15 protein-coding genes are annotated in these 17945 nt (G+C 64.6%); 5 read left to right on the plus strand and 10 right to left on the minus strand.

Annotation, left to right across the window (positions count from 1 at the left end):
* Window positions 1-2: 2 nt before the first annotated feature.
* Window positions 3-1844, minus strand: a complete 1842-nt coding sequence (locus K8I61_04270; GenBank protein MBZ0271226.1) for a hypothetical protein — start codon at window positions 1842-1844, stop codon at window positions 3-5.
* 147 nt (window positions 1845-1991) lie between these two features.
* Between K8I61_04270 and K8I61_04275 the strand changes: the two genes are divergently transcribed.
* Window positions 1992-2849: a metallophosphoesterase gene (locus tag K8I61_04275; protein MBZ0271227.1), complete on the plus strand. Its 858-nt coding sequence runs from the start codon at window positions 1992-1994 to the stop codon at window positions 2847-2849.
* Here K8I61_04275 and K8I61_04280 read toward each other — a convergent pair.
* Together K8I61_04280 and K8I61_04285 are read right to left on the minus strand one after the other, a co-directional pair.
* Window positions 2803-4437 carry a hypothetical protein gene (locus K8I61_04280; GenBank protein MBZ0271228.1) on the minus strand — a complete coding sequence of 545 codons (1635 nt, stop codon included), beginning with the start codon at window positions 4435-4437 and terminating at the stop codon, window positions 2803-2805. The genes K8I61_04275 and K8I61_04280 overlap by 47 nt on opposite strands.
* Window positions 4438-4635: 198 nt before the next feature.
* On the minus strand, window positions 4636-5118 hold the full coding sequence (locus K8I61_04285; protein MBZ0271229.1) for an SRPBCC family protein: 483 nt from the start codon (window positions 5116-5118) through the stop codon (window positions 4636-4638).
* Window positions 5119-5258: 140 nt separating this feature from the next.
* Between K8I61_04285 and K8I61_04290 the strand changes: the two genes are divergently transcribed.
* Window positions 5259-5969, plus strand: a complete 711-nt coding sequence (locus K8I61_04290; protein ID MBZ0271230.1) for an SIMPL domain-containing protein — start codon at window positions 5259-5261, stop codon at window positions 5967-5969.
* Between the two features lie 28 nt (window positions 5970-5997).
* Here K8I61_04290 and K8I61_04295 read toward each other — a convergent pair whose 3' ends face one another.
* The 7 genes from K8I61_04295 to K8I61_04325 form a co-directional block, all read right to left on the minus strand.
* Window positions 5998-6708, minus strand: coding sequence for an HAD-IB family hydrolase (locus K8I61_04295; GenBank protein MBZ0271231.1), 711 nt, complete (start codon window positions 6706-6708; stop codon window positions 5998-6000).
* Window positions 6709-6710: 2 nt separating this feature from the next.
* Window positions 6711-7823, minus strand: coding sequence for an HD domain-containing protein (locus tag K8I61_04300; protein MBZ0271232.1), 1113 nt, complete (start codon window positions 7821-7823; stop codon window positions 6711-6713).
* A 92-nt stretch (window positions 7824-7915) separates the two neighbouring features.
* Complete coding sequence (locus tag K8I61_04305; protein ID MBZ0271233.1) at window positions 7916-8344, minus strand: HEPN domain-containing protein; 429 nt, start codon at window positions 8342-8344, stop codon at window positions 7916-7918.
* On the minus strand, window positions 8328-8660 hold the full coding sequence (locus K8I61_04310) for a nucleotidyltransferase domain-containing protein (protein MBZ0271234.1): 333 nt from the start codon (window positions 8658-8660) through the stop codon (window positions 8328-8330). Before K8I61_04310 ends, K8I61_04305 begins: the two co-directional genes overlap by 17 nt.
* Before the next feature lie 121 nt (window positions 8661-8781).
* Window positions 8782-10437 carry a lysophospholipase gene (locus K8I61_04315; GenBank protein MBZ0271235.1) on the minus strand — a complete coding sequence of 552 codons (1656 nt, stop codon included), beginning with the start codon at window positions 10435-10437 and terminating at the stop codon, window positions 8782-8784.
* A gap of 53 nt (window positions 10438-10490) precedes the next feature.
* Window positions 10491-13532, minus strand: coding sequence for an excinuclease ABC subunit UvrA (uvrA, locus tag K8I61_04320; protein ID MBZ0271236.1), 3042 nt, complete (start codon window positions 13530-13532; stop codon window positions 10491-10493).
* A 409-nt stretch (window positions 13533-13941) separates the two neighbouring features.
* A complete protein-coding gene (locus tag K8I61_04325) occupies window positions 13942-14127 on the minus strand; it encodes a hypothetical protein (GenBank protein MBZ0271237.1) in 186 nt (61 codons plus the stop codon).
* A 167-nt stretch (window positions 14128-14294) separates the two neighbouring features.
* On the opposite strand from K8I61_04325, the gene recA reads away from it, so the two are divergent.
* From recA to K8I61_04340, 3 genes are all read left to right on the plus strand, one after another.
* Window positions 14295-15365, plus strand: a complete 1071-nt coding sequence (gene recA / locus K8I61_04330; GenBank protein MBZ0271238.1) for a recombinase RecA — start codon at window positions 14295-14297, stop codon at window positions 15363-15365.
* A gap of 26 nt (window positions 15366-15391) precedes the next feature.
* The gene (locus K8I61_04335; GenBank protein MBZ0271239.1) at window positions 15392-16600 is read left to right on the plus strand and encodes a PilT/PilU family type 4a pilus ATPase; all 1209 of its coding nucleotides are present in this window, start codon (window positions 15392-15394) and stop codon (window positions 16598-16600) included.
* A gap of 111 nt (window positions 16601-16711) precedes the next feature.
* Window positions 16712-17908, plus strand: a complete 1197-nt coding sequence (locus K8I61_04340; protein ID MBZ0271240.1) for a hypothetical protein — start codon at window positions 16712-16714, stop codon at window positions 17906-17908.
* Window positions 17909-17945 lie beyond the last annotated feature (37 nt).

Genomic DNA, 17945 nt, shown 5'->3' on the forward strand with positions numbered 1-17945 from the left:
GTCTAACGCACTTCGACGCGCACGCCGGAGATTGCGCTGCCGGGTTTCACCCAGAGCACGTCTTCGGCCGCGTCGTAGAACCAGCCCGTGTCCGCCCCGGCGAGATCGGAAAGGTTCGCCGCCTCGGCAAGATCGCCTGCGGGCTCGGCCGACACGGAATTCGGCTCGTCCACGTCGTGCAGGCGGAACGCGTAAGGGCGGCTCGTCGCCGATACCGTGACGTCGATACCCACCGCCGCGGACATGTACCGGATCCGCGCGCCGGAGCCGTGCTCCTCGGACACGATGAATTCGTGCTCGCCGGGCACCGGCCACATACTGACGGTGTAGGCATTGTCATCCGGATCGAAGACGCCGTCTTCGAGAAGGTGCATCGGCACGATGGAGCCGCGACGAACGAAGACCGGGAACTCCTCGTAAGGCACGTCGATCTCGACGTCGAGCGGGCCGGTGAAGGCGTCGCCGGTGAAGAAATGGATCCACTCGCCTTCGGTCAGGTGCACCTCGCGCGTCTCGCCGGTTTCGGTCATCGCACCGACGAAGAAGGCGTCGCCGAGCATGTATTCCCAATACAGCCGATGCACCGGGCGGAACAGCGAGATACCGCGCCGCCAGGAATCGGCGCCCTGGCTGTAGAGGTACGGGATCAGCTCGTGATGGATCTTCGTGAATTTGCGGTAGATCGAAAGCAGGTCCGCGGAATACATCCAGGGCCGGTGCTCGCCGGAACCGCCGTTTTCCATGATGGGGCTGAACGCGCCCTGCTGCATCCAACGGATCATCAGGTCCTCGTCGCGCGGGTCGTCGCCGCGGTAGCCGCCGATGTCGGAACCGAAATTCGTGTGCCCGCGATTGCCGGACATGAACATGTTGAGAAGCGCCGCGCGCAGGCCGCTGAAAGTCGGATCCTGATCGCCCACCCAGCCGGCGAACGAGGTGTCCTTGGGCTGGAAGTCGGGGCCCCACGGCACGCCGTAGGAATCGACCGGGCGTGCGGTGATGACGCGGTCGGGGCCGAGCTTTTCGCGCGTGTAGTTGAAGAAGTCGCGGTAATACGCTTCCTGATATTGCTTGGGCGTCTTCGGGCCGTCGGCGGTCGGAATCCAGAGCCAGAGCAGCATGGCGAACTCGGAGCCGTCGGTCTTCCATCCGTCGATGCCGAGGTCAAGCACGTTGTCCATCTGATCGTGCCACCACTCCATCGCGTCCTCGTTCCAGTAGTCGATGTACGCGCCGTCGCCCTTCCACCACTCCAGCGTGTCGCCGCCGTGGACGTAGTAGCCGGCGTCGTAGCCTTCCTGGAAATTCGGCGAGTCGTCGTTCACGTTCGGGGTGATCCACAGAAACACACGCACGTCGCGGTCGTGGAAATAATCCACCATCGCCTGCGGGTCCGGGTACATCGTGTCGTCGAAGATGAACGTGTTGTAGCCCGTCTCCCACGGCGAATCGATGATGATCGCGCCGACGGGGATGTCGTTGTCGATGTAGCCCTGCACGAGGTCCTGCGCCGAGGTCTGCGTCGATTCGTCTTCCCAGACCCAGTGGCGGTAAACCCACTCGGGAAACGGCGGCGGTTCAACGACAAACGGCGGCACGACAAAGCCGTCGTCATCGTCCGCATCGTCGTCATCCGCGTCGTCGTCATCAACGGCGTCGTCGTCCGAGGCGTCGTCGTCTCCCGTGTCGTCGTCCGACGCGTCGTCGTCGTCCGGGATCGAACCGCCGTTATCGTCATCGTCGTCATCACCGCACGAGCAGCCCGCGGAAAACGCGACGAGCGCGGCCAGGAGCATCATCGCCAAAAACGCGGTCATGCCCGCGCGCAACCTCGGCTTTGTCATCGTTCGGCTCCCTGCAAGGAATAAGGAAATTCGAGGCGCCGATTTTAGGCGATCAAACGGGGGAAGGCTACCGGGCGCGGGCACGGTTTGCGCAATTTCGCGTCCAAACGGGTTGTCGATTTGCTGCAACCATCTTACCAATATTGAATGACGAAAAAGCCTTCGGCAGTCACTGATCGCCTGCGCCGCCCGCTCACGCGGCGTGAGGCACTTGGTTGGTTTGCCGCAATACTTGGGCCACCGGCGCTCGCCGGGGCGTATGCCTTCACGATCGGCCCGCGCCGCGTGGTCGCGACCGATATCGAAGTGCGCATCCCCGGCTTGCCCGGGCCGCTCGACGCGATACAGATTTCCGATTTTCATTTTTGGGGCGTCACGGGTCGAGAAGAGGAGGTCGCGCGAATCGTCAATGCGACGAATCCGACCTACCTTTTCATCACGGGTGATCTCGTCGAGGACGCGGATCTTCTCGACGAGTGCCTCGCGTGGATCGCGACATTGCGCTACCGCAAACAAGCTTATTTTTGCACCGGAAACTGGGAGCACTGGAACAAGACCATCGACAGCGACCTGCGCGCGCGACTCGATCGCATCGGCGTGACGATGATGGTGAACGAAGGCCGCGCGATCGAGCACGCTGGTGGCGCATTCTGGCTTGCGGCGATCGACGATGCCTTTTACGGCGTGCCGCGCCCGGACACCGCGCTCGATACTCGTCCGCCCGAGTTGCCCGCCATTGTTTTGTCGCATGCTCCGTGTGTCGTCCATCGGCTGGGGAATCGGCGCGCCGATCTTGTGCTTTCGGGTCACACGCACGGCGGGCAGGTGCGCGTTCCCTTTTTCGGGGCGCTGAAAACGCCGCCGGGCAGCGCGGAGTTTCAACAGGGGATGTACGAGATTGGTTCGACGCGACTTTACGTCAATCGCGGCATCGGCACATCCATCCTGCCTGTACGCATCAATTGCCCGCCGGAGGTAACGCGTCTGACGCTTCTTCCGGCTTGAGCGCGGCATTCTCGTCCGATTCGACAGTTTCTTCGTCGCCACCGTCACCATCAACGTCCGCGAAGTCTTCCGCGCGGATGCGGAAAAACGCCGCGCCGTTGCCGCGCGCGTGGCGTTCGAGGTTCTCGATGCGCGCCGCGCGACCCATCGCCTCGCCGTTTGACGCGCCCTCGCCGGAATCCGGGCCGCGCTCCCGAAAGGCAAAGGCCAGTCGGCCGAGCGCGTCGCCGAGCGCAAGTCTCGACGCGATGGCGGCAAGCGCGAGGCGCACGTGCGAGCGCGTACCGGCGGAGAGGATGAGGCGGCGCGTTCGGGTGCGATCGTCCGCGATGCCGTCCACGAGGGTCGACCATTTCGCGAAGCGGGCGGCGGATCGATCGGCCGCCGCCGGCGCGAGCGGATCGTCGTCGAACGCGACGGCGTCGATGTCGCCGACGCGCGGTCCGAGCACGTCGCGCAGATAAACGAGCGCGCGGAACGCGTCGTCGCCCGACGCGCGCGCGTCGATGACGTGGATCACGGCATCGCCGCCGAAATGCGCGCGCGCGGCCCTTTCAGCGGCCAGGCGCCCGCCTTCCGAGGGGATGCCCAAAAGCGCCACGCGCGTGACGGCCTCGCGCGCGGCGACGTCGGTCGCTCGCGGCGTGGACGCGACGAGCGCGGTTCGCCGTTCGATGTCCCAGCCGTCGATCGGCGCGAGCGTCGCGGCGGCGCGGAAATCGTATGCCACGCGCGCCCCGATTTCCGCGGAAACGAACGCAAGACCGAGTGCGACCGCGAGGCACGGCAGGGCGTAGTGCGTGCCGCGCCGGTAGCGGATCGCGATCGCCGCCACGGCCAGGTGCCCGACGGCGAGCATCGCCGCGGCCGCCGGGGCGTATTCGCGCGTCTCGTGCGTCAAGCCGAGCGCGGCCGCGATCGCGAAAAGCAGCAGGGCCGGCGCGAAAATCGGATAGAACAGGCCGACGACGCGCGATCCGCCGGCGCGAAACGCGGCGGCCGTCATGAGCACGTACAGTCCCGGCGAGATGAGCGCGAGCGCGGGCAGCGTCGCCACGTGCGCGGGCGCGCGGCCGAAGATGAAAACGCCAAGCACGATCGCGCCGAACAGCTCGTACACAAGGGCCGCGGTTGTTGCCCCGCCCGGCACGCCCGACCGGGCGACAAGCACGATCACGGGCGGCGCGCTCACGGACGGGGGCGCGAGCCGCGCGGGCCGGGGGGCGGCAAGGATGATTGTCAGGAATCGCAACACGCCGAACAGGGCGAGCGCCACGGCGATCCGCCCCGGCGGCGCGTCGGGAAACAGGTTGACGCGCGCAAGGAGCGCGATCGGGAACGCGAGCCACGCGGGCGCGAGCCACACCGCCGCGCGGTCCACCGGCTCGCGCGTCTGCCACGACGCGAAAGCGACCTCGGCGAAATACAACAGCAGCATGGCGAGCGCGATCAGCCGCCCGGCGTTTACCTCGGCGATGCCAAGGACCGGCGCGGCGGCCGGGCTCTGGTCAAGGGCCAGCCCCGTCCCCGCGAGCGCGGTGACGACCGCGGCGAACACCGCGCGGATGAGGGCGTGAAGGAGGGGCATCGGAAGCGAGGATAAAGGAGGATCGAGGATTGAGGATAGAGGATCGAGGATCGAGGATCGAGGATTGAGAGGGGAAAAGCGCGGTCTGGCGAAGGGCGAGACCCTTCGCTGCGCTCAGGGTGACAACGCCGCGGCGCGGACCTCAGGATGACAATTTGACACCGGCATTTTTGAAATTGTCTCGCCAATTGTCGATTTTCAATCCGCGATCTCCTCCAGCAACTCGTCCAGCCGGTCGTAGGAGTATGTCATTCCATCGAGCATCGACGTGGCGAGCGCGCCGTCGCGAGCGCTTTTCGAACTGTAGAGGATGTTGGCGGCGAGCGTCGTCTTGCCGTCGCTTTCGGCGAGCGTCCAGGTGACGACGGTTTCGCCTTCGGTCCAGTCCTCGTCGAACAATTCCGTCCAGACGATTCGCTCTTGCGGCACGATTTCGAGATAGCGGCCGCCCATCCCCATCTCCTTCATCCCGGTTTCGTCCTGATAGCGCCAAACGAATCGGTACGTGCCGCCGACGCGCAAGTCGATCTCGCAGACCTCCATCCCGGTCATCCAGCGCGGAAGGAGCTTCGTGTTCGTCAGCGCCTCGAAAACGCGCTCGCGCGGCGCATCGAAAACACGCGTCACGAGGATTTCGCGATCCGACGGCGTTGTCACATCCACGTGTCCTGTCTGCGGCATGGCTCCTCCCTTATGTGTTCGCGTCCGGCTACGGTTGTTACCGCCTGTTTTTCCTACATGCCGCGTGCTAGTTTCTTCTGCAATCGGGGTCACAAATGGCGAACGAAAAGAACGCGCAAACCGAAACTTCCGCGGCGAACATGATGCTCGGCCTTGGCGCCGTGGCGATCGCGCTTGTCGTGATGGCCTTTGTCGTCGCGGGCGCGATCGTGAAGGTGAAGCGCGCGGGCGACACGATCACCGTCACCGGCAGCGCCACGCGGCCGATCACATCCGACCACATCACGTGGCGCGGCAATCTGTCCGCGGACGGCTCGACACTTCCGGCGGCGTACGCGGAAATGACGCGCATGACCGAGCGCGTGCGCCTTTATCTCAAGGACCACGGCGTGAAGGACGACGAACTGACGTTCGGTTCGCTCTCCACGCAAACGCTGCACGAGGTTCTGGAAGACGGCCGGCACGGCCGCGTGGTGGGTCATCGGCTGACGCAGCCGTTCGCCGTGGAGGGCGGGCGCGTCGAGGAAATCACGCGCCTGTCCCGCGAGTCCACCGAACTTCTGGCCGAAGGCATCCCGCTGGTGTCGTGGAACCCGGAATACATCTACACGAAGCTCGACGAGTTGCGCGTCGACATGATGGCCGAGGCGACGGTCAACGCGCGCATGCGCGCCGAACGCATCGCCGAGAGCGCCGGCAGCAAGATCGGCGCGGTGCGAAACGCGCGCCAGGGCGTCTTCCAGATCACGGCGCGCAACTCGACGGAGGTGTCGGACTACGGCATCAGCGACACGAGCGCGCTCGAAAAGGACATCACCGCCGTCGTGCGCGTGACGTTCGCGATCGAATAGGTTTTCTTCGCGTCTTCGCGGTGAAATTTCATTTCATCCCCGCCAGCGGAAACGCCGTGCCCGATCCCGTTTCGCCCGCCATCGTCGTCGTCCAGTGCATCACCGGGATGCCGTGCGTCTTCGAGTAGAGGGACAGGCGCACATCGGGATTGACGGCGAAAGGCGTGGCGACGCGCGCGAAAAGCGAGATGTCCTGGTGGTTGTCGGAGTAGAGCGCCGCGCCGTCGAGCGACAGGCCGTTCGCGTTGCAGAGCGCCTCGACGAGCGCCGTCTTGCCCTCGTGGTAACAAAGCGGAAGCTCGGCGACGGGCAGGCAAACGCCGTTTTCGGACACGCGCGGGCGCGTCGCGACGACGGATTTCGCGCCGGCGCGCGCGGCGAGCGCCTCGACGATCGGAAGCGCGGAGCCGGAGGCGAGAATCGTAATGTCGCCGGCGTCGTTGTGCTCGCGGATCTTGTCAAGCGCCTCGCAAAACACGCGCGGCCAGATCACCTCATCGACGCACGCCTCGGCCAGTTCGCGAACGCGCACCGCGGTCATGCCGGAGAGGCAGGTGACGCCGACTTCCACCATCACGCGCTCGTGGCGGATCTTCATGCGATAGCCCGCGAGCGCGAACGCGGTGCGCAGCTTTCCGGCGCGCGGCATGTACCCGCGCCGCCAGAGCCAGTCGGAAAAGAAATAGCCCGCGAGTCCGTCGACCAGCGTGCGGTCGACGTCGAAGATCGCCGCGCGCATCCTCAGCGTTTGCCGGAAAGCAGGTCGAACTGCGCGGACGCGGACTCGTCGTCGTCGTCGTCGCCGTTTTTCGTGGCGGGCTTCGCGGCGGACGCGGGCACCTTCACCACGCGCGGCTCGTTCTTGTCCTTCACGAGAGCCTCGGGAAGGCGGTAGGCGTAGAGCGGCGGCGCGGCGGAGGTGGTGCGTTTGACGTAGGTGCCAAGATGCGGTTGGCGGTCGCTCCACGCGGCCGTGCCGGCTTTTTCGACGGCGGCAAAATACGAAAAGACCTTGGAGTCCAGGTTGTCCAGGTGATGCACGACGATCGCCTCCACGGTCGCGGGCAGGACGGGCGATCCAAACTCGCGCGTGCCGTGGTGCGCAAGGCAGATGTGCTCGATGTGCTTTTTCTTGTCGTCGGGAAAATCGTCGATGGCGCGCGTGAGCTCGTCGACGATCTGCACGCTGATGACCAGGTGGGGGATCAGGCGGCCGTGGTCGGTGTAGACGATGGAGGTCTGGTAATCGAGTTCGTGGATCTTGCCGAGATCGTGAAAGAACGCGCCCGCGATGAGGATGTCGCGGTCCAGGTTCGGGTAGTGCCGCGCGATGGTGTCGCAAAGGATCAGCACGGACAGCGTGTGTTCGAGCAGCCCGCCGAGAAAGGCGTGGTGAATGCCCATCGCGGCGGGCGCGCGGGTGAAACGCTCGCCCAGATCGCCGTCGAGCGCCGACAGGCAAAGCCGGCGCACCTTGTCGTCGGCGATCGTGGCGAAAATATCGCGCACGTGCGCAAGGAGAAGCTGCGGATCGTGCCGCCCCGTCGGCAGGAAATCGGTGGGATCGATGTCCGTGTCCGGCACGCGCTTCAGCGTATCGACGACAAGCTGAATGCGTCCCTCGTAGGTCTGCACGCGCGCCTGCACGTAAACGAACGCGCCTTCCGGGCACTCGTCCTGGTAATACTCGACGTTGCTGAAGATGCGCGCGGTGATCTCGCCGGAGCGGTCACCGAGCGTCAGGGTGATAAACGGCTTGCCCGTGCGCGCGGTGCCGAATTGCCGGCGCCGGACGAAGTAAACCGAATCCGCGTTTTGCCCTTCCACGAGGGCGTCGATGGGGACTTGTTTCATGGCCATGCGGGAAGACTAACGCGAGCGCGCGGATGGGTCTACGGCGGTAGGTTTGGTTGATCCGCGGATTACGCAGATTGCAAAGATGGAAATCATGATCGAATCAACTCCGTCGCCGGATGCGTACTTTCCGGTACGGCGTCGAGCACAAAATCGAAAATAGCGACGCACGCGACGTGAGCTTCGCGAAACTCGCCTTCGGAGGGAGCCGGATAGCCGAAAGGATAACGCAATTCCACGGCGAACGGTGTCAGCAATTGCCCGAGCGGTTCGAGACCGTCGAAACGACTTTCAAATTCGGCGGCCGCGTTCAATAGCAGCACGATATCGTGTGTTTTGCTAATCGTCGCGTTTTGCCAGGACAGAAAAGCCTTGATCGACTTTTCTGCGGCTTGCTGCAGGTGAAACATCGCCGTATCGAAAAGCGGAGGTTGCTGCTCCGCGAGCGCGCGCGCCGAACGAATATCGCTGACGGCAAGTTCCAGCCAAACCCGAACGAGCTCCTCACGCGGGTCGGGCATACAGAACCTTGCCGTCGCGGACGATGCGGTGGGCGAGCGACGAAGCGGCGGGGAGAAAACGTTCGAACTCCTCGCGCGTTTGAACGACGATGTCCATCGGGACCATCAGCCCGGCTTTTCGCGCGTAGGCGCGTTGCGCGCGTTTGGCGGGCGTTTCGTCGCTGTCCGGGACGACGACGAGAATATCCAGGTCGCTGTCGCGATGCGGCTCTCCCCACGCGTGCGATCCGAACAGATAAATCGTGTCGGGCTGAAATTCGTCGACAAGCCGCGCGACGATCTCCGTTAACACGTCGGGCTCGGTGCGTTCAACCATGCCTCAAGTATACGCACGGACGACGCTGTGCCGCCACATGTTCGTAAGGAAAGCGACGATCAGGACGGGATCGACGGCGGCGGGCTTGGTTGATCCGCGGATCCTTTCCGTTCGCTGGCGTTCAACTCGCCTTCTCCCCCAACCACCGGATGATGTATGCCGCCGCGGCGGCGTCGATCTTGCGGTCGGGGTCGGCGTAGCTGCCGATCGTGCCGCGGCTTTTCGCGAGGAAGTGGTCGAGCTTCTCGAAGTGCTTGTTCGTGTAGCCGGACACAACCTTGCCGGCCTCGGCAAGCGGCCCGGCAAGATCGCCGAACACCTGCCGGTCGTTGCCGAGCGTCACGTGCAACACCGGCGATTTCGCCGCGCGCAGATCGGCCGCGGGATCGTGGCGGATCCACTCGCGGTAGAGATCGAGATACACCGGCTTGCCGCCGATGACCGTGAAATCCTTGTCGGTCAATACGCGCGCGCGTTCGAGCGCGACCATCACCGGGTGCGCGGCGAGCGCTTCGTCGGACGGCGGCCCCTCGGCGGCGATGCGGCGTTTGGCCTGCTCTTCCGCGAGGCGCGCGAACGACACGGGCGAGGGTGCGATGGCGATCGCCCCGTGCACGAGCTTTACGTCCGCCGCCAGACGGATCGCGATGTTGCCGCCCTCGCCCAAACCAAGGACAAACAGCTTGTCGCCATCGACGTCCGCACGGGCCGCGAGCATCTTCAGCGCATTTTCGGCGTCGCGCCGGCGCACGGAAAGCGCGTCCTGCGCGGGGTCGCCGCCGGTCTTGCCCGCGCCGCGATCATCCCAGGTCAGCACGGCGTAACCGGCCTCGGCGATGATGTCGGCCAATTCGCCGAGCAACGTATCGAGCCCGGTTACGGCGTCGCGCCCGTCGGCCGTTTGCGGCCCGGTGTCGGACAGGATCAGCACGCCCGGCAGCCGCCCCTTGATTTCGCGCGGGCGGCGCAGCACGCCGTGGAACGCGAGCGCAGCCTCGCGCGGCCCGTTCGCCGCCTTGATGCTCGCGGGCGACTTGAACGTGACATCCTGCCGCGAGACGCGCCGCGTCGCCTTCGCGCCTTTTTTCGGCGACGCGGGTAAACCCTTGTAGCCCTTGAGCTCCGCGGTCATGCCGATCATCGGCGCATCGACCTTCACGAGACGCCCCTCGCGATCGATCCAGGCGGAGAGGCCTTGCGTTTCCAGATCGACGAAATACCGCCGCGCCGCGAACGAGCCCTCGCCCGTCGTCACCGTGTCGTCGCCGCGATCCTCGACGACCGCGGCCGCGCGCGCGACCTCGCTCGGCACGACCACGGGCAACTCCTTGCCGAGGCGCCGTTCGCCGATCGCGCGGCGGATCAGCAGATGCACGTGGCTGAACACGCCCGAGTCGGCGATGTACGCGCCCTTCGGCCCAGGCAGCTTGCGGTCGATGACGCCCTTGCCCGTGTTGATCTGCACGTTGAAGCGGATTTCGTCGTGGTCGAGCGCGAGCTTGCGCGGCAACTCGTCCACGTACACCTCGCGTTGATAGTCGCGAAAGACGCCGCCCGCGCGCCCCCGCAGCTCGGTGAGGTCCTGAATCGTCTGCCCCTCATCCGCGCCGAGGCGCGAGGTGCCGGTGGTTTTGACGGCGTAGGCGCCGTCGTCCTCGTGCGTCAGGTCGAATTTCTCCGCGCCGTAAATCGCGCCGTCGTGCTTGATCTCGTAGACGCCCGCGAAGTCGCCGGCGAACACGTTCGTCGCGAAGGCAAGGACAACCAACGGCGCCAACGCGAATGCTCGCCGATCCGAAATCCAAAATCCGAAATCCGAAATTCGTTTCTTCAAACCTGTTTCCTTGGTCGGCCACGCCGGCGCGGCGCGGGCTCGGCGTCGTCGGGTACGGCGAACGCGTCGTTCATTTCATCGTCGGCATTCAGCTCGTCGTCGCGCGCATCCTCGTCGTCGAGATCGAACGACAACATCTTTCCGCGCTCCGGTTTGCCGTTGGCGACGGGCCGCGGTTCCGGGATGTGGCGCGCGGCCTCGCGCTCGCCCACCTTTTTGTTTTTCAGGATCGGCGCGAGAAAACGGCCGGTGTGGCTTTTCGCCGTCCGGGCGATCTGCTCGGGCGTGCCGATCGCCACGACGCGCCCGCCGCCGTCGCCGCCCTCCGGGCCAAGGTCGATGACGTGGTCCGCGGTCTTGATGACATCCAGGTTGTGCTCGATGACGATGACCGTGTTGCCCGCCTCGACCAGGCGATCGAGCACGGACAGCAGGCTCTTGATGTCCTCGAAATGAAGGCCCGTCGTCGGCTCGTCCAGGATGTACACGGTGCGCCCGGTGCCGCGCTTGCTCAACTCGCGCGAGAGCTTGATGCGCTGGGCCTCGCCGCCGGAGAGCGTCGTCGCCGCCTGCCCCAGGTGGATATAGCCGAGCCCCACGTCGCGCAGCGTTTCGAGCTTGCCGCGAATCGACGGCACGGATGCGAAAAAGTCGTGCGCGTCGTTCACCGTCATGTCGAGCACGTCCGCGATGGACTTGTGCTTGTATTTCACCTCGAGCGTGTCGCGGTTGTAACGGCGCCCCTTGCACTCGTCGCACGTCACGTACACGTCGGGCAGAAAGTGCATCTCGATCTTGATGACGCCGTCGCCCTCGCAGGCCTCGCAGCGGCCACCCTTCACATTGAAGCTGAAACGGCCGGGCGCATAACCGCGCACCTTCGACTCCGGCAGCCCGGCGAACAGGTCGCGAATCGGCGTGAACAGGCCCGTGTAGGTCGCCGGATTCGAGCGCGGCGTGCGGCCGATGGGCGACTGGTCGATATTGATGACCTTGTCCACGTTCGCGAGGCCCGTGGCTTCCCTGAACGGCGCGGGGCGGTCCTTCGCGCGATAGATGCGCTGGGCGAGCGCGCGGTTCAGCGTATCGAGCACGAGCGTCGATTTCCCCGAGCCCGAAACCCCCGTGACGCACGTGAGCAGCCCGAGCGGAAATGCGACGTCGATCTGGCGCAGGTTGTTGCCCCGGCAACCGTGGAGCTTCAGAACGCGCTTGCCGGGCTTGCGCCGCGCGGCCGGAACGGGGATCGACAGCTCTCCCGCGATGTAGCGGCCGGTGAGCGATTTTTTCGACGCCACGAGATCGTCCGTCGTGCCGGCGAAGACGACCTCGCCGCCGTGCCTCCCGGCGCCCGGGCCCATGTCGATGACGAAATCCGCGGCCATGATCGTGTCCGCGTCGTGCTCGACGACCAGCACGGTGTTGCCCAGGTCGCGCAGGCGCTTGAGCATCGCGAGCAGGCGTTCGTTGTCGCGCTGGTGCAGGCCGATCGACGGCTCGTCCAGGATGTAGAGCACGCCGACAAGCGACGAGCCGATCTGCGTCGCCAGGCGAATGCGCTGGCTCTCGCCGCCGGAGAGCGTCGCGCTCGTGCGGTCGAGCGACAGGTAGTCGAGCCCGACCGCGTTCAGGAACCCAAGCCGCTCGTTGATCTCGCGCAGCACGCGCTCGGCGATTTGCGCGTCCTTTTCCGCGAGCGCAAGGCCGCGGAAAAAGGCGACGGCTTCCTTGATCGACATCGCCGAGATTTCCGCGATGGCGCGACCCGCGACGCGCACGTTCCGCGCCTCCAGGCGAAGCCGCGTGCCGCCGCAATCGGCGCACGGCATGACGCTCATGAACCGGCGGATTTCGTCGCGGATCGCCTCGCTGCTCGTTTCGTGGAAGCGGCGGTCGAGGTTGCCCATCACGCCCTCGAACGCGCGGCGAAAGCTGTAGCGGCGCGCCTCGTCCTCGTAGGTGAACTTCACCTCCGCGTCGCCGGTGCCGTGCAGCAGCACGTCGCGCGCGCGCTTGGGCAGCCGCTTCCAGGGCGTGTTCAGATCGAACGCGAACTCGCGGCCGAGCGAATCGAGAAGCTGGTGGAAGTGCATCGAATGGATGCGCGACACCCACGGCGCGACCGCGCCCTCGCGCAGGCTGAGGTCCGGATTCGGCACGACGAGCTCCGGGTCGATGAACATTCGGGAACCGAGTCCGCCGCAGGTCGGGCACGCGCCGTGCGGGTTGTTGAACGAGAATAGCCGCGGCTCGAGTTCCGGATAGCTGATGCCGCACGCGATGCACGCGAAGTGCTCGCTGAAAAACTGCGGCTCGCCCTCGCCGGCGATCACCTTGACGAGGCCGTGGCCGTGCGCGAGCGCCGTTTCGATGGAGTCGGTCAGGCGGCGCGCGACGCCCTCGCGGATCTTGATGCGGTCGATGACGATGTCGATGTCGTGCTTGCGCTTCTTGTCGAGCTCCGGCGCCTCGGACAGGTCGTACATCTTGCCGTCGATCATCGCGCGCACGAAGCCTTCCTTGGCGAACTGCGACAGCTCTTTGCGGTATTCGCCCTTGCGCCCGCGCACGACGGGCGCGAGGATCGTCAGCGCCGTGTCCTCGGGGTTGTGCAAAACGATATCGACGATTTGCTGCGGCGTCTGCGCGGCGATTTCGCGGCCGCAGCCGTGGCAAAATGGCTTGCCGACGCGCGCATAGAGAAGCCGCAGATAGTCGTAGATCTCCGTGACCGTGCCGACCGTCGAGCGCGGGTTCTTGCTTGTCGTCTTCTGCTCGATGCTGATCGCCGGGGAGAGACCCTCGATCGCGTCGACGTCGGGCTTGGAGAACTGCTCAAGGAACTGCCGCGCGTAAGCCGACAGGCTCTCGACGTAGCGGCGCTGCCCCTCGGCGTAAATGGTGTCGAACGCGAGCGAGCTTTTGCCCGACCCCGAAAGCCCGGTGATGACGACGAGCCTGTCGCGAGGGATCTCGACGGTGATATTGCGCAGGTTGTGTTCCCGCGCGCCCTTGATGATGAGTTGATTCGCGGCCATGGACCATCCGGCGGCCGTCGAAGGCGCCGACAAGCGTCGCGAAATGCGGGGTTCGCCGACCGCGACGCGTTGATTTTCTTGCATTTTTCGCGCGGACCGGCCCGGCCGCGCAAGCGCGAAAGCCTCTCGCTTGTGGGGATTTATGTCAAGGGGCGTAAGGAGGCTGGATTCGTCAAGCGCACTCGGTCGCGACGCGACGCCGCCGCAACCAAATCCCGTGCCCGTGCTCGTTCGCGATGGAATCGTCTGAATTGTTGAAAGGCGAAAAGGTGATCGCGGAAGCTATCCGCGGATTTCGCGGATTTTTTGTCTTGCACGCTGACGACGCACGGCTAGACGAAGCGTGCTAGTCACTGAAATACCGGGCACGGCGATCGGCACGCAATCACGTGTGAGCGAATACGTCGGACTAGTTCAAGCCGAACGGATCGCGCTTTTTCGCGTCCTTTTCGTCCTCGCCCAGCAGATCGCCGAGCGCGAGAATGGCCAGCAGCGCGAGGATCTCCTCTTCGTTCGGCTCGTCCGGGCTAACGGGTTCGCGTTCGACCACGCGGAGTTCCAGCTCGGGTTCGAATACGAATTTTTCGCGTTTCATTATCGGCCCCCTTCCCTGGGTGTACCCTATTCATCGGAAAGATCGGGGGGCTTCTGAAGTCAAATGACGCGCCGCCGCGCCCGCCCTTCCCAATCCCGGCGCACGGGTGCTAACCTCCGTCGTCCAATATGAAACCATCAAAATCAAAGACAGCGGCCGGAGGGGATATGGCGGAAAAGTTTCCCATGGAGCGCGGGGCGGAGCGCTCGAAAAAGGCGCTCGATACCGCGATGGCGCAGATCGAGCGGCAATTCGGCAAGGGCGCGATCTTGCGTCTTGGCGACACCCACGCGCTCACCGAGGTGGACGTCATCTCCACCGGCTCGCTCGGCCTTGATCTCGCGCTCGGCGTCGGCGGCGTGCCGCGCGGGCGCGTCGTGGAGATCTACGGCCCGGAGGCCAGCGGAAAGACGACGGTCGCGCTGTCGATCATCGCCCGCGCCCAGGCCAAGGGCGGCGTCGCGGCGTTCATCGACGCGGAGCACGCCCTCGATCCGCCCTACGCGCGCAAGCTCGGCGTGAACACCGAGGAGCTTCTCCTTTCGCAGCCGGACACCGGCGAGCAGGCGCTTGAGATCGCCGAGGTGCTCATCCGATCCAACGCGGTGGACGTGGTGGTCATCGACTCCGTCGCGGCGCTGACGCCCGCCGCGGAGATCGCGGGCGAGATGGGCGAGGCGCACGTCGGCCTGCAGGCGCGCCTGATGAGCCAGGCGTTGCGCAAGCTGACGGCGGTCATCAACCGCAGCCGCACGGTGCTGATTTTCATCAACCAGATCCGCATGAAGATCGGCGTCATGTTCGGCAATCCCGAAACGACAAGCGGCGGCAACGCGTTGAAGTTCTATTCCTCCATCCGCCTGGACATCCGCCGCATCGCGCAGATCAAGACGGCGACCGACGTCATCGGCGGGCGCACCCGCGTGAAGGTCGTGAAAAACAAGGTCGCCCCGCCATTCAAGCTTGCGGAATTCGATCTGATTTACGGCGAGGGCATCAGCTACGAAGGCGAGCTGATCGACATCGGCGTCGAGCAGAACATCATCGAAAAAACGGGCTCGTGGTTTTCCTACGGCGACATGCGCATCGGGCAGGGCCGCGAGAACGCGCGCCAGTTTCTGAAGGACAACCCCGACGTGCGCGACGAGGTGGACGCGAAGGTGCGGGAGACCGCCGGAATCTCCGGCGTACGCACGTCGTCGAACGGCGACGCCGACGAGGCCGCGGACGACGAATAGCAAAGAGGAGCCAGCCGGGGAATCCGATGTCCGATCAGCCAAAACCCGCCGCGAGCGCATCGAAGAACAACCTGCACAAGATCCTGGAGCTTGCCGTCCAGGTCGGCGCGTCGGACATCCACCTAAAACCCGGCAAGGGCGTGGTCTTTCGCGTCAACGGCAAACTCCTCGAGGTCGAGGGCGTGCCTGAACTCTCCGCGCCGGACGTGGCCGCGTGGGCGAAGGCGCTCATGAACGAGCACCAGATCGACGTCTTCCGCCGCGACAACGAGATCGACCTGGCCTACTCCGTGCCCGGCATGGGGCGATTCCGCGCCAACGTCTATCGCCAGCGCGGCAGCATCGCCATCGCGATGCGCACGATTCCGTATTCGGTCGGCACGTTCCAGGATCTGTCGCTGCCGCCGGTGCTCGAGCAGATCTCGAATGAGCGCCGCGGCCTGGTGCTCGTTACCGGCTCCACCGGTTCGGGTAAATCGACGACGCTCGCCTCGCTCGTCAATCACATCAACTCGAACCGCACCGCGCATATCGTCACCATCGAGGACCCGATCGAGTTTTTGCTGAAGGACCAGAAAAGCATGATCGCGCAGCGCGAGGTCGGCTTCGACACCAAAAGCTTCCTCGCCGCCCTGCGCGCCGCGCTGCGTCAGGACCCGGACGTCATCCTCGTCGGCGAGATGCGCGACGCGGAGACGATCACGACGACGCTCATGGCCGCGGAGACCGGGCACCTCGTGCTCGCGACGCTGCACACGACGGACGTGATGGAGACGATCCACCGCGTGCTGTCGTATTTCGACGGCGCGATGGCCAATCAGGTGCGCTACCAGTTCGCGACGGTGCTGCGCGCGATCATTTGTCAGCGCCTGCTTCCCCGCGCGGACGGCAAGGGCCGCGTGCCGGCGGTGGAGGTGCTGCGCCACACGTCGCGCATCGAGGAGCTGCTCAAAAATTCGAACCGCACGGCGGAGATCCGCGACGCGGTCGCCGGCGGCTACGCGACCTACGGCATGCAGACCTTCGACATGGCGCTCATGAAGCTCGTGCTGGACAAGAAGGTCAGCTATCAGGAAGCGCTCGACGCCTCCAGCAACCCGGCCGACTTCGCGCTGAAGTTCAAGGGCATCAGCTCGACGGCCGACACGGACCTCTCCGAATTCCAGCGCCTGTCCTCGCAGGACAAGGAAAAACCCGCCCCGCCGTCGATGGTGATCGAGCGGTTTTCGAAGTAGAGGGCGCGGGGCTCGACAAGCGCGACGGGTACGGCCAAATTTCTGTGCTTAGGCGTGTCTGAAAAAGTGTATTGAGCGTGGATCGAACAACAAGTCGAGAAAGTGTCGCCCATGACTCTTGTCAAAAAGATCGGTCTTGGCGTCGGCATCGTGGTGTTCTGCGCTCTCGTGGTGGGAGCGGTGTACATCTACCCGTGGATCAAGATGCCTCCCGAAGACCCCGCGATTCTGGAGGCCAAGCTCGCGGAGTACCGCGCGCGCGCGGACGAACTCGCGAACCGGCCGCCGGAGGACCGCGACGCGTTATATGCGATTCTAGACGAACTGCAACCGATCGCCGACGAGCATTCTTCGGAAATTGCGAGCCTGCTGAAACTTGATTCTTGTCCGCCGTACGACGCGGATAACCTTGCCGCAGCTGCGGAAATGACGGCGCCGATTCTGGTGTTAGACGATCGTCTGCGCACCATTGCGGAAGGCGGCGTCATCTTGCGTCAGGAATATCGTCACGACGTCGATATTCCGGACTTCCTCCCGGTTCGCTTTCTTTTTTATACGTATTCGGCGGACGCCGTGCGGAGCGCGCTGGAGGGAAACACCGCGGCGACGGTAGACCGGATGCTGACCGTGGCGCCGCTTATCGACGGATTGGCAAACACGCCCATCCTCATCAACGCAATGATGAGCGTTGCCGGGTATCAGATTTACGATCTCGCGGTGATCGCTATGTTGCCCGTGCTCTCCGACGAAGGTCTGGAGCGCGTGCGCGCGTCGATAGAGAGCCGGCCGAGCGTCGCAAAGGCCGTGATCGAGAGCATGCCTCGCGAGATTGCTTTGACGATCGAGACACTTGATCACACCGAAGATGGAACCCTTGAGAAGTTGTTCGAGATTCTTCGCGCGGATGGTTTTCGGGAGACAATGTTTCAAAAAATCGTTAGAAAGTCTCTTTCTGCCGGTGGCTACTTTCGCCGCGAGCGCCTGGTTTATCTTTCGATGGCCACGAAAATTCTCGATGGCTATCGCGCGTGGCTTGCCGCGGGCGCGACGGATCCGCCGCACCTGTTTGACGACAATTTCGTGGAAGATTTTTGGCCCAGCCTCGCGCTCATCGCTTGGCCGAATACCGACGGTCTCGTGGGGAAAGGACGGGAGGCGGACATGCGCGCCAAGGCGGTGCTTGGGGCGATTGACGACGAGCGCAAACGGCGCGTCCTTCCGTCGGTCGAGCCGGTGGAATTGCCCTATGACGACGAGCGCAAAATCGTGATCACGAAGGATTACGGGTGCATCGTGCGCGCGGAATAGAAAAATCTTTTGCGAACGACGGCGTGCCGTCGCGATC

It is taken from the genome of bacterium, from assembly GCA_019912885.1.
GTDB lineage: Bacteria > Lernaellota > Lernaellaia > JACKCT01 > JACKCT01 > JAIOHV01.

What these genes read in the sequence shown, in the direction of transcription:
- K8I61_04310 (MBZ0271234.1), bottom strand. Translation starts at nt 8,660, where the DNA reads ATGGTTGAACGCACCGAGCCCGACGTGTTAACGGAGATCGTCGCGCGG.
- K8I61_04340 (MBZ0271240.1), top strand. Translation starts at nt 16,712, where the DNA reads ATGACTCTTGTCAAAAAGATCGGTCTTGGCGTCGGCATCGTGGTGTTC.
- recA (MBZ0271238.1), top strand. Translation starts at nt 14,295, where the DNA reads ATGGCGGAAAAGTTTCCCATGGAGCGCGGGGCGGAGCGCTCGAAAAAG.
- K8I61_04290 (MBZ0271230.1), top strand. Translation starts at nt 5,259, where the DNA reads ATGATGCTCGGCCTTGGCGCCGTGGCGATCGCGCTTGTCGTGATGGCC.
- K8I61_04325 (MBZ0271237.1), bottom strand. Translation starts at nt 14,127, where the DNA reads ATGAAACGCGAAAAATTCGTATTCGAACCCGAGCTGGAACTCCGCGTG.
- K8I61_04300 (MBZ0271232.1), bottom strand. Translation starts at nt 7,823, where the DNA reads ATGAAACAAGTCCCCATCGACGCCCTCGTGGAAGGGCAAAACGCGGAT.
- K8I61_04285 (MBZ0271229.1), bottom strand. Translation starts at nt 5,118, where the DNA reads ATGCCGCAGACAGGACACGTGGATGTGACAACGCCGTCGGATCGCGAA.
- K8I61_04280 (MBZ0271228.1), bottom strand. Translation starts at nt 4,437, where the DNA reads ATGCCCCTCCTTCACGCCCTCATCCGCGCGGTGTTCGCCGCGGTCGTC.
- uvrA (MBZ0271236.1), bottom strand. Translation starts at nt 13,532, where the DNA reads ATGGCCGCGAATCAACTCATCATCAAGGGCGCGCGGGAACACAACCTG.
- K8I61_04305 (MBZ0271233.1), bottom strand. Translation starts at nt 8,344, where the DNA reads ATGCCCGACCCGCGTGAGGAGCTCGTTCGGGTTTGGCTGGAACTTGCC.
- K8I61_04270 (MBZ0271226.1), bottom strand. Translation starts at nt 1,844, where the DNA reads ATGACAAAGCCGAGGTTGCGCGCGGGCATGACCGCGTTTTTGGCGATG.
- K8I61_04335 (MBZ0271239.1), top strand. Translation starts at nt 15,392, where the DNA reads ATGTCCGATCAGCCAAAACCCGCCGCGAGCGCATCGAAGAACAACCTG.
- K8I61_04275 (MBZ0271227.1), top strand. Translation starts at nt 1,992, where the DNA reads ATGACGAAAAAGCCTTCGGCAGTCACTGATCGCCTGCGCCGCCCGCTC.
- K8I61_04295 (MBZ0271231.1), bottom strand. Translation starts at nt 6,708, where the DNA reads ATGCGCGCGGCGATCTTCGACGTCGACCGCACGCTGGTCGACGGACTC.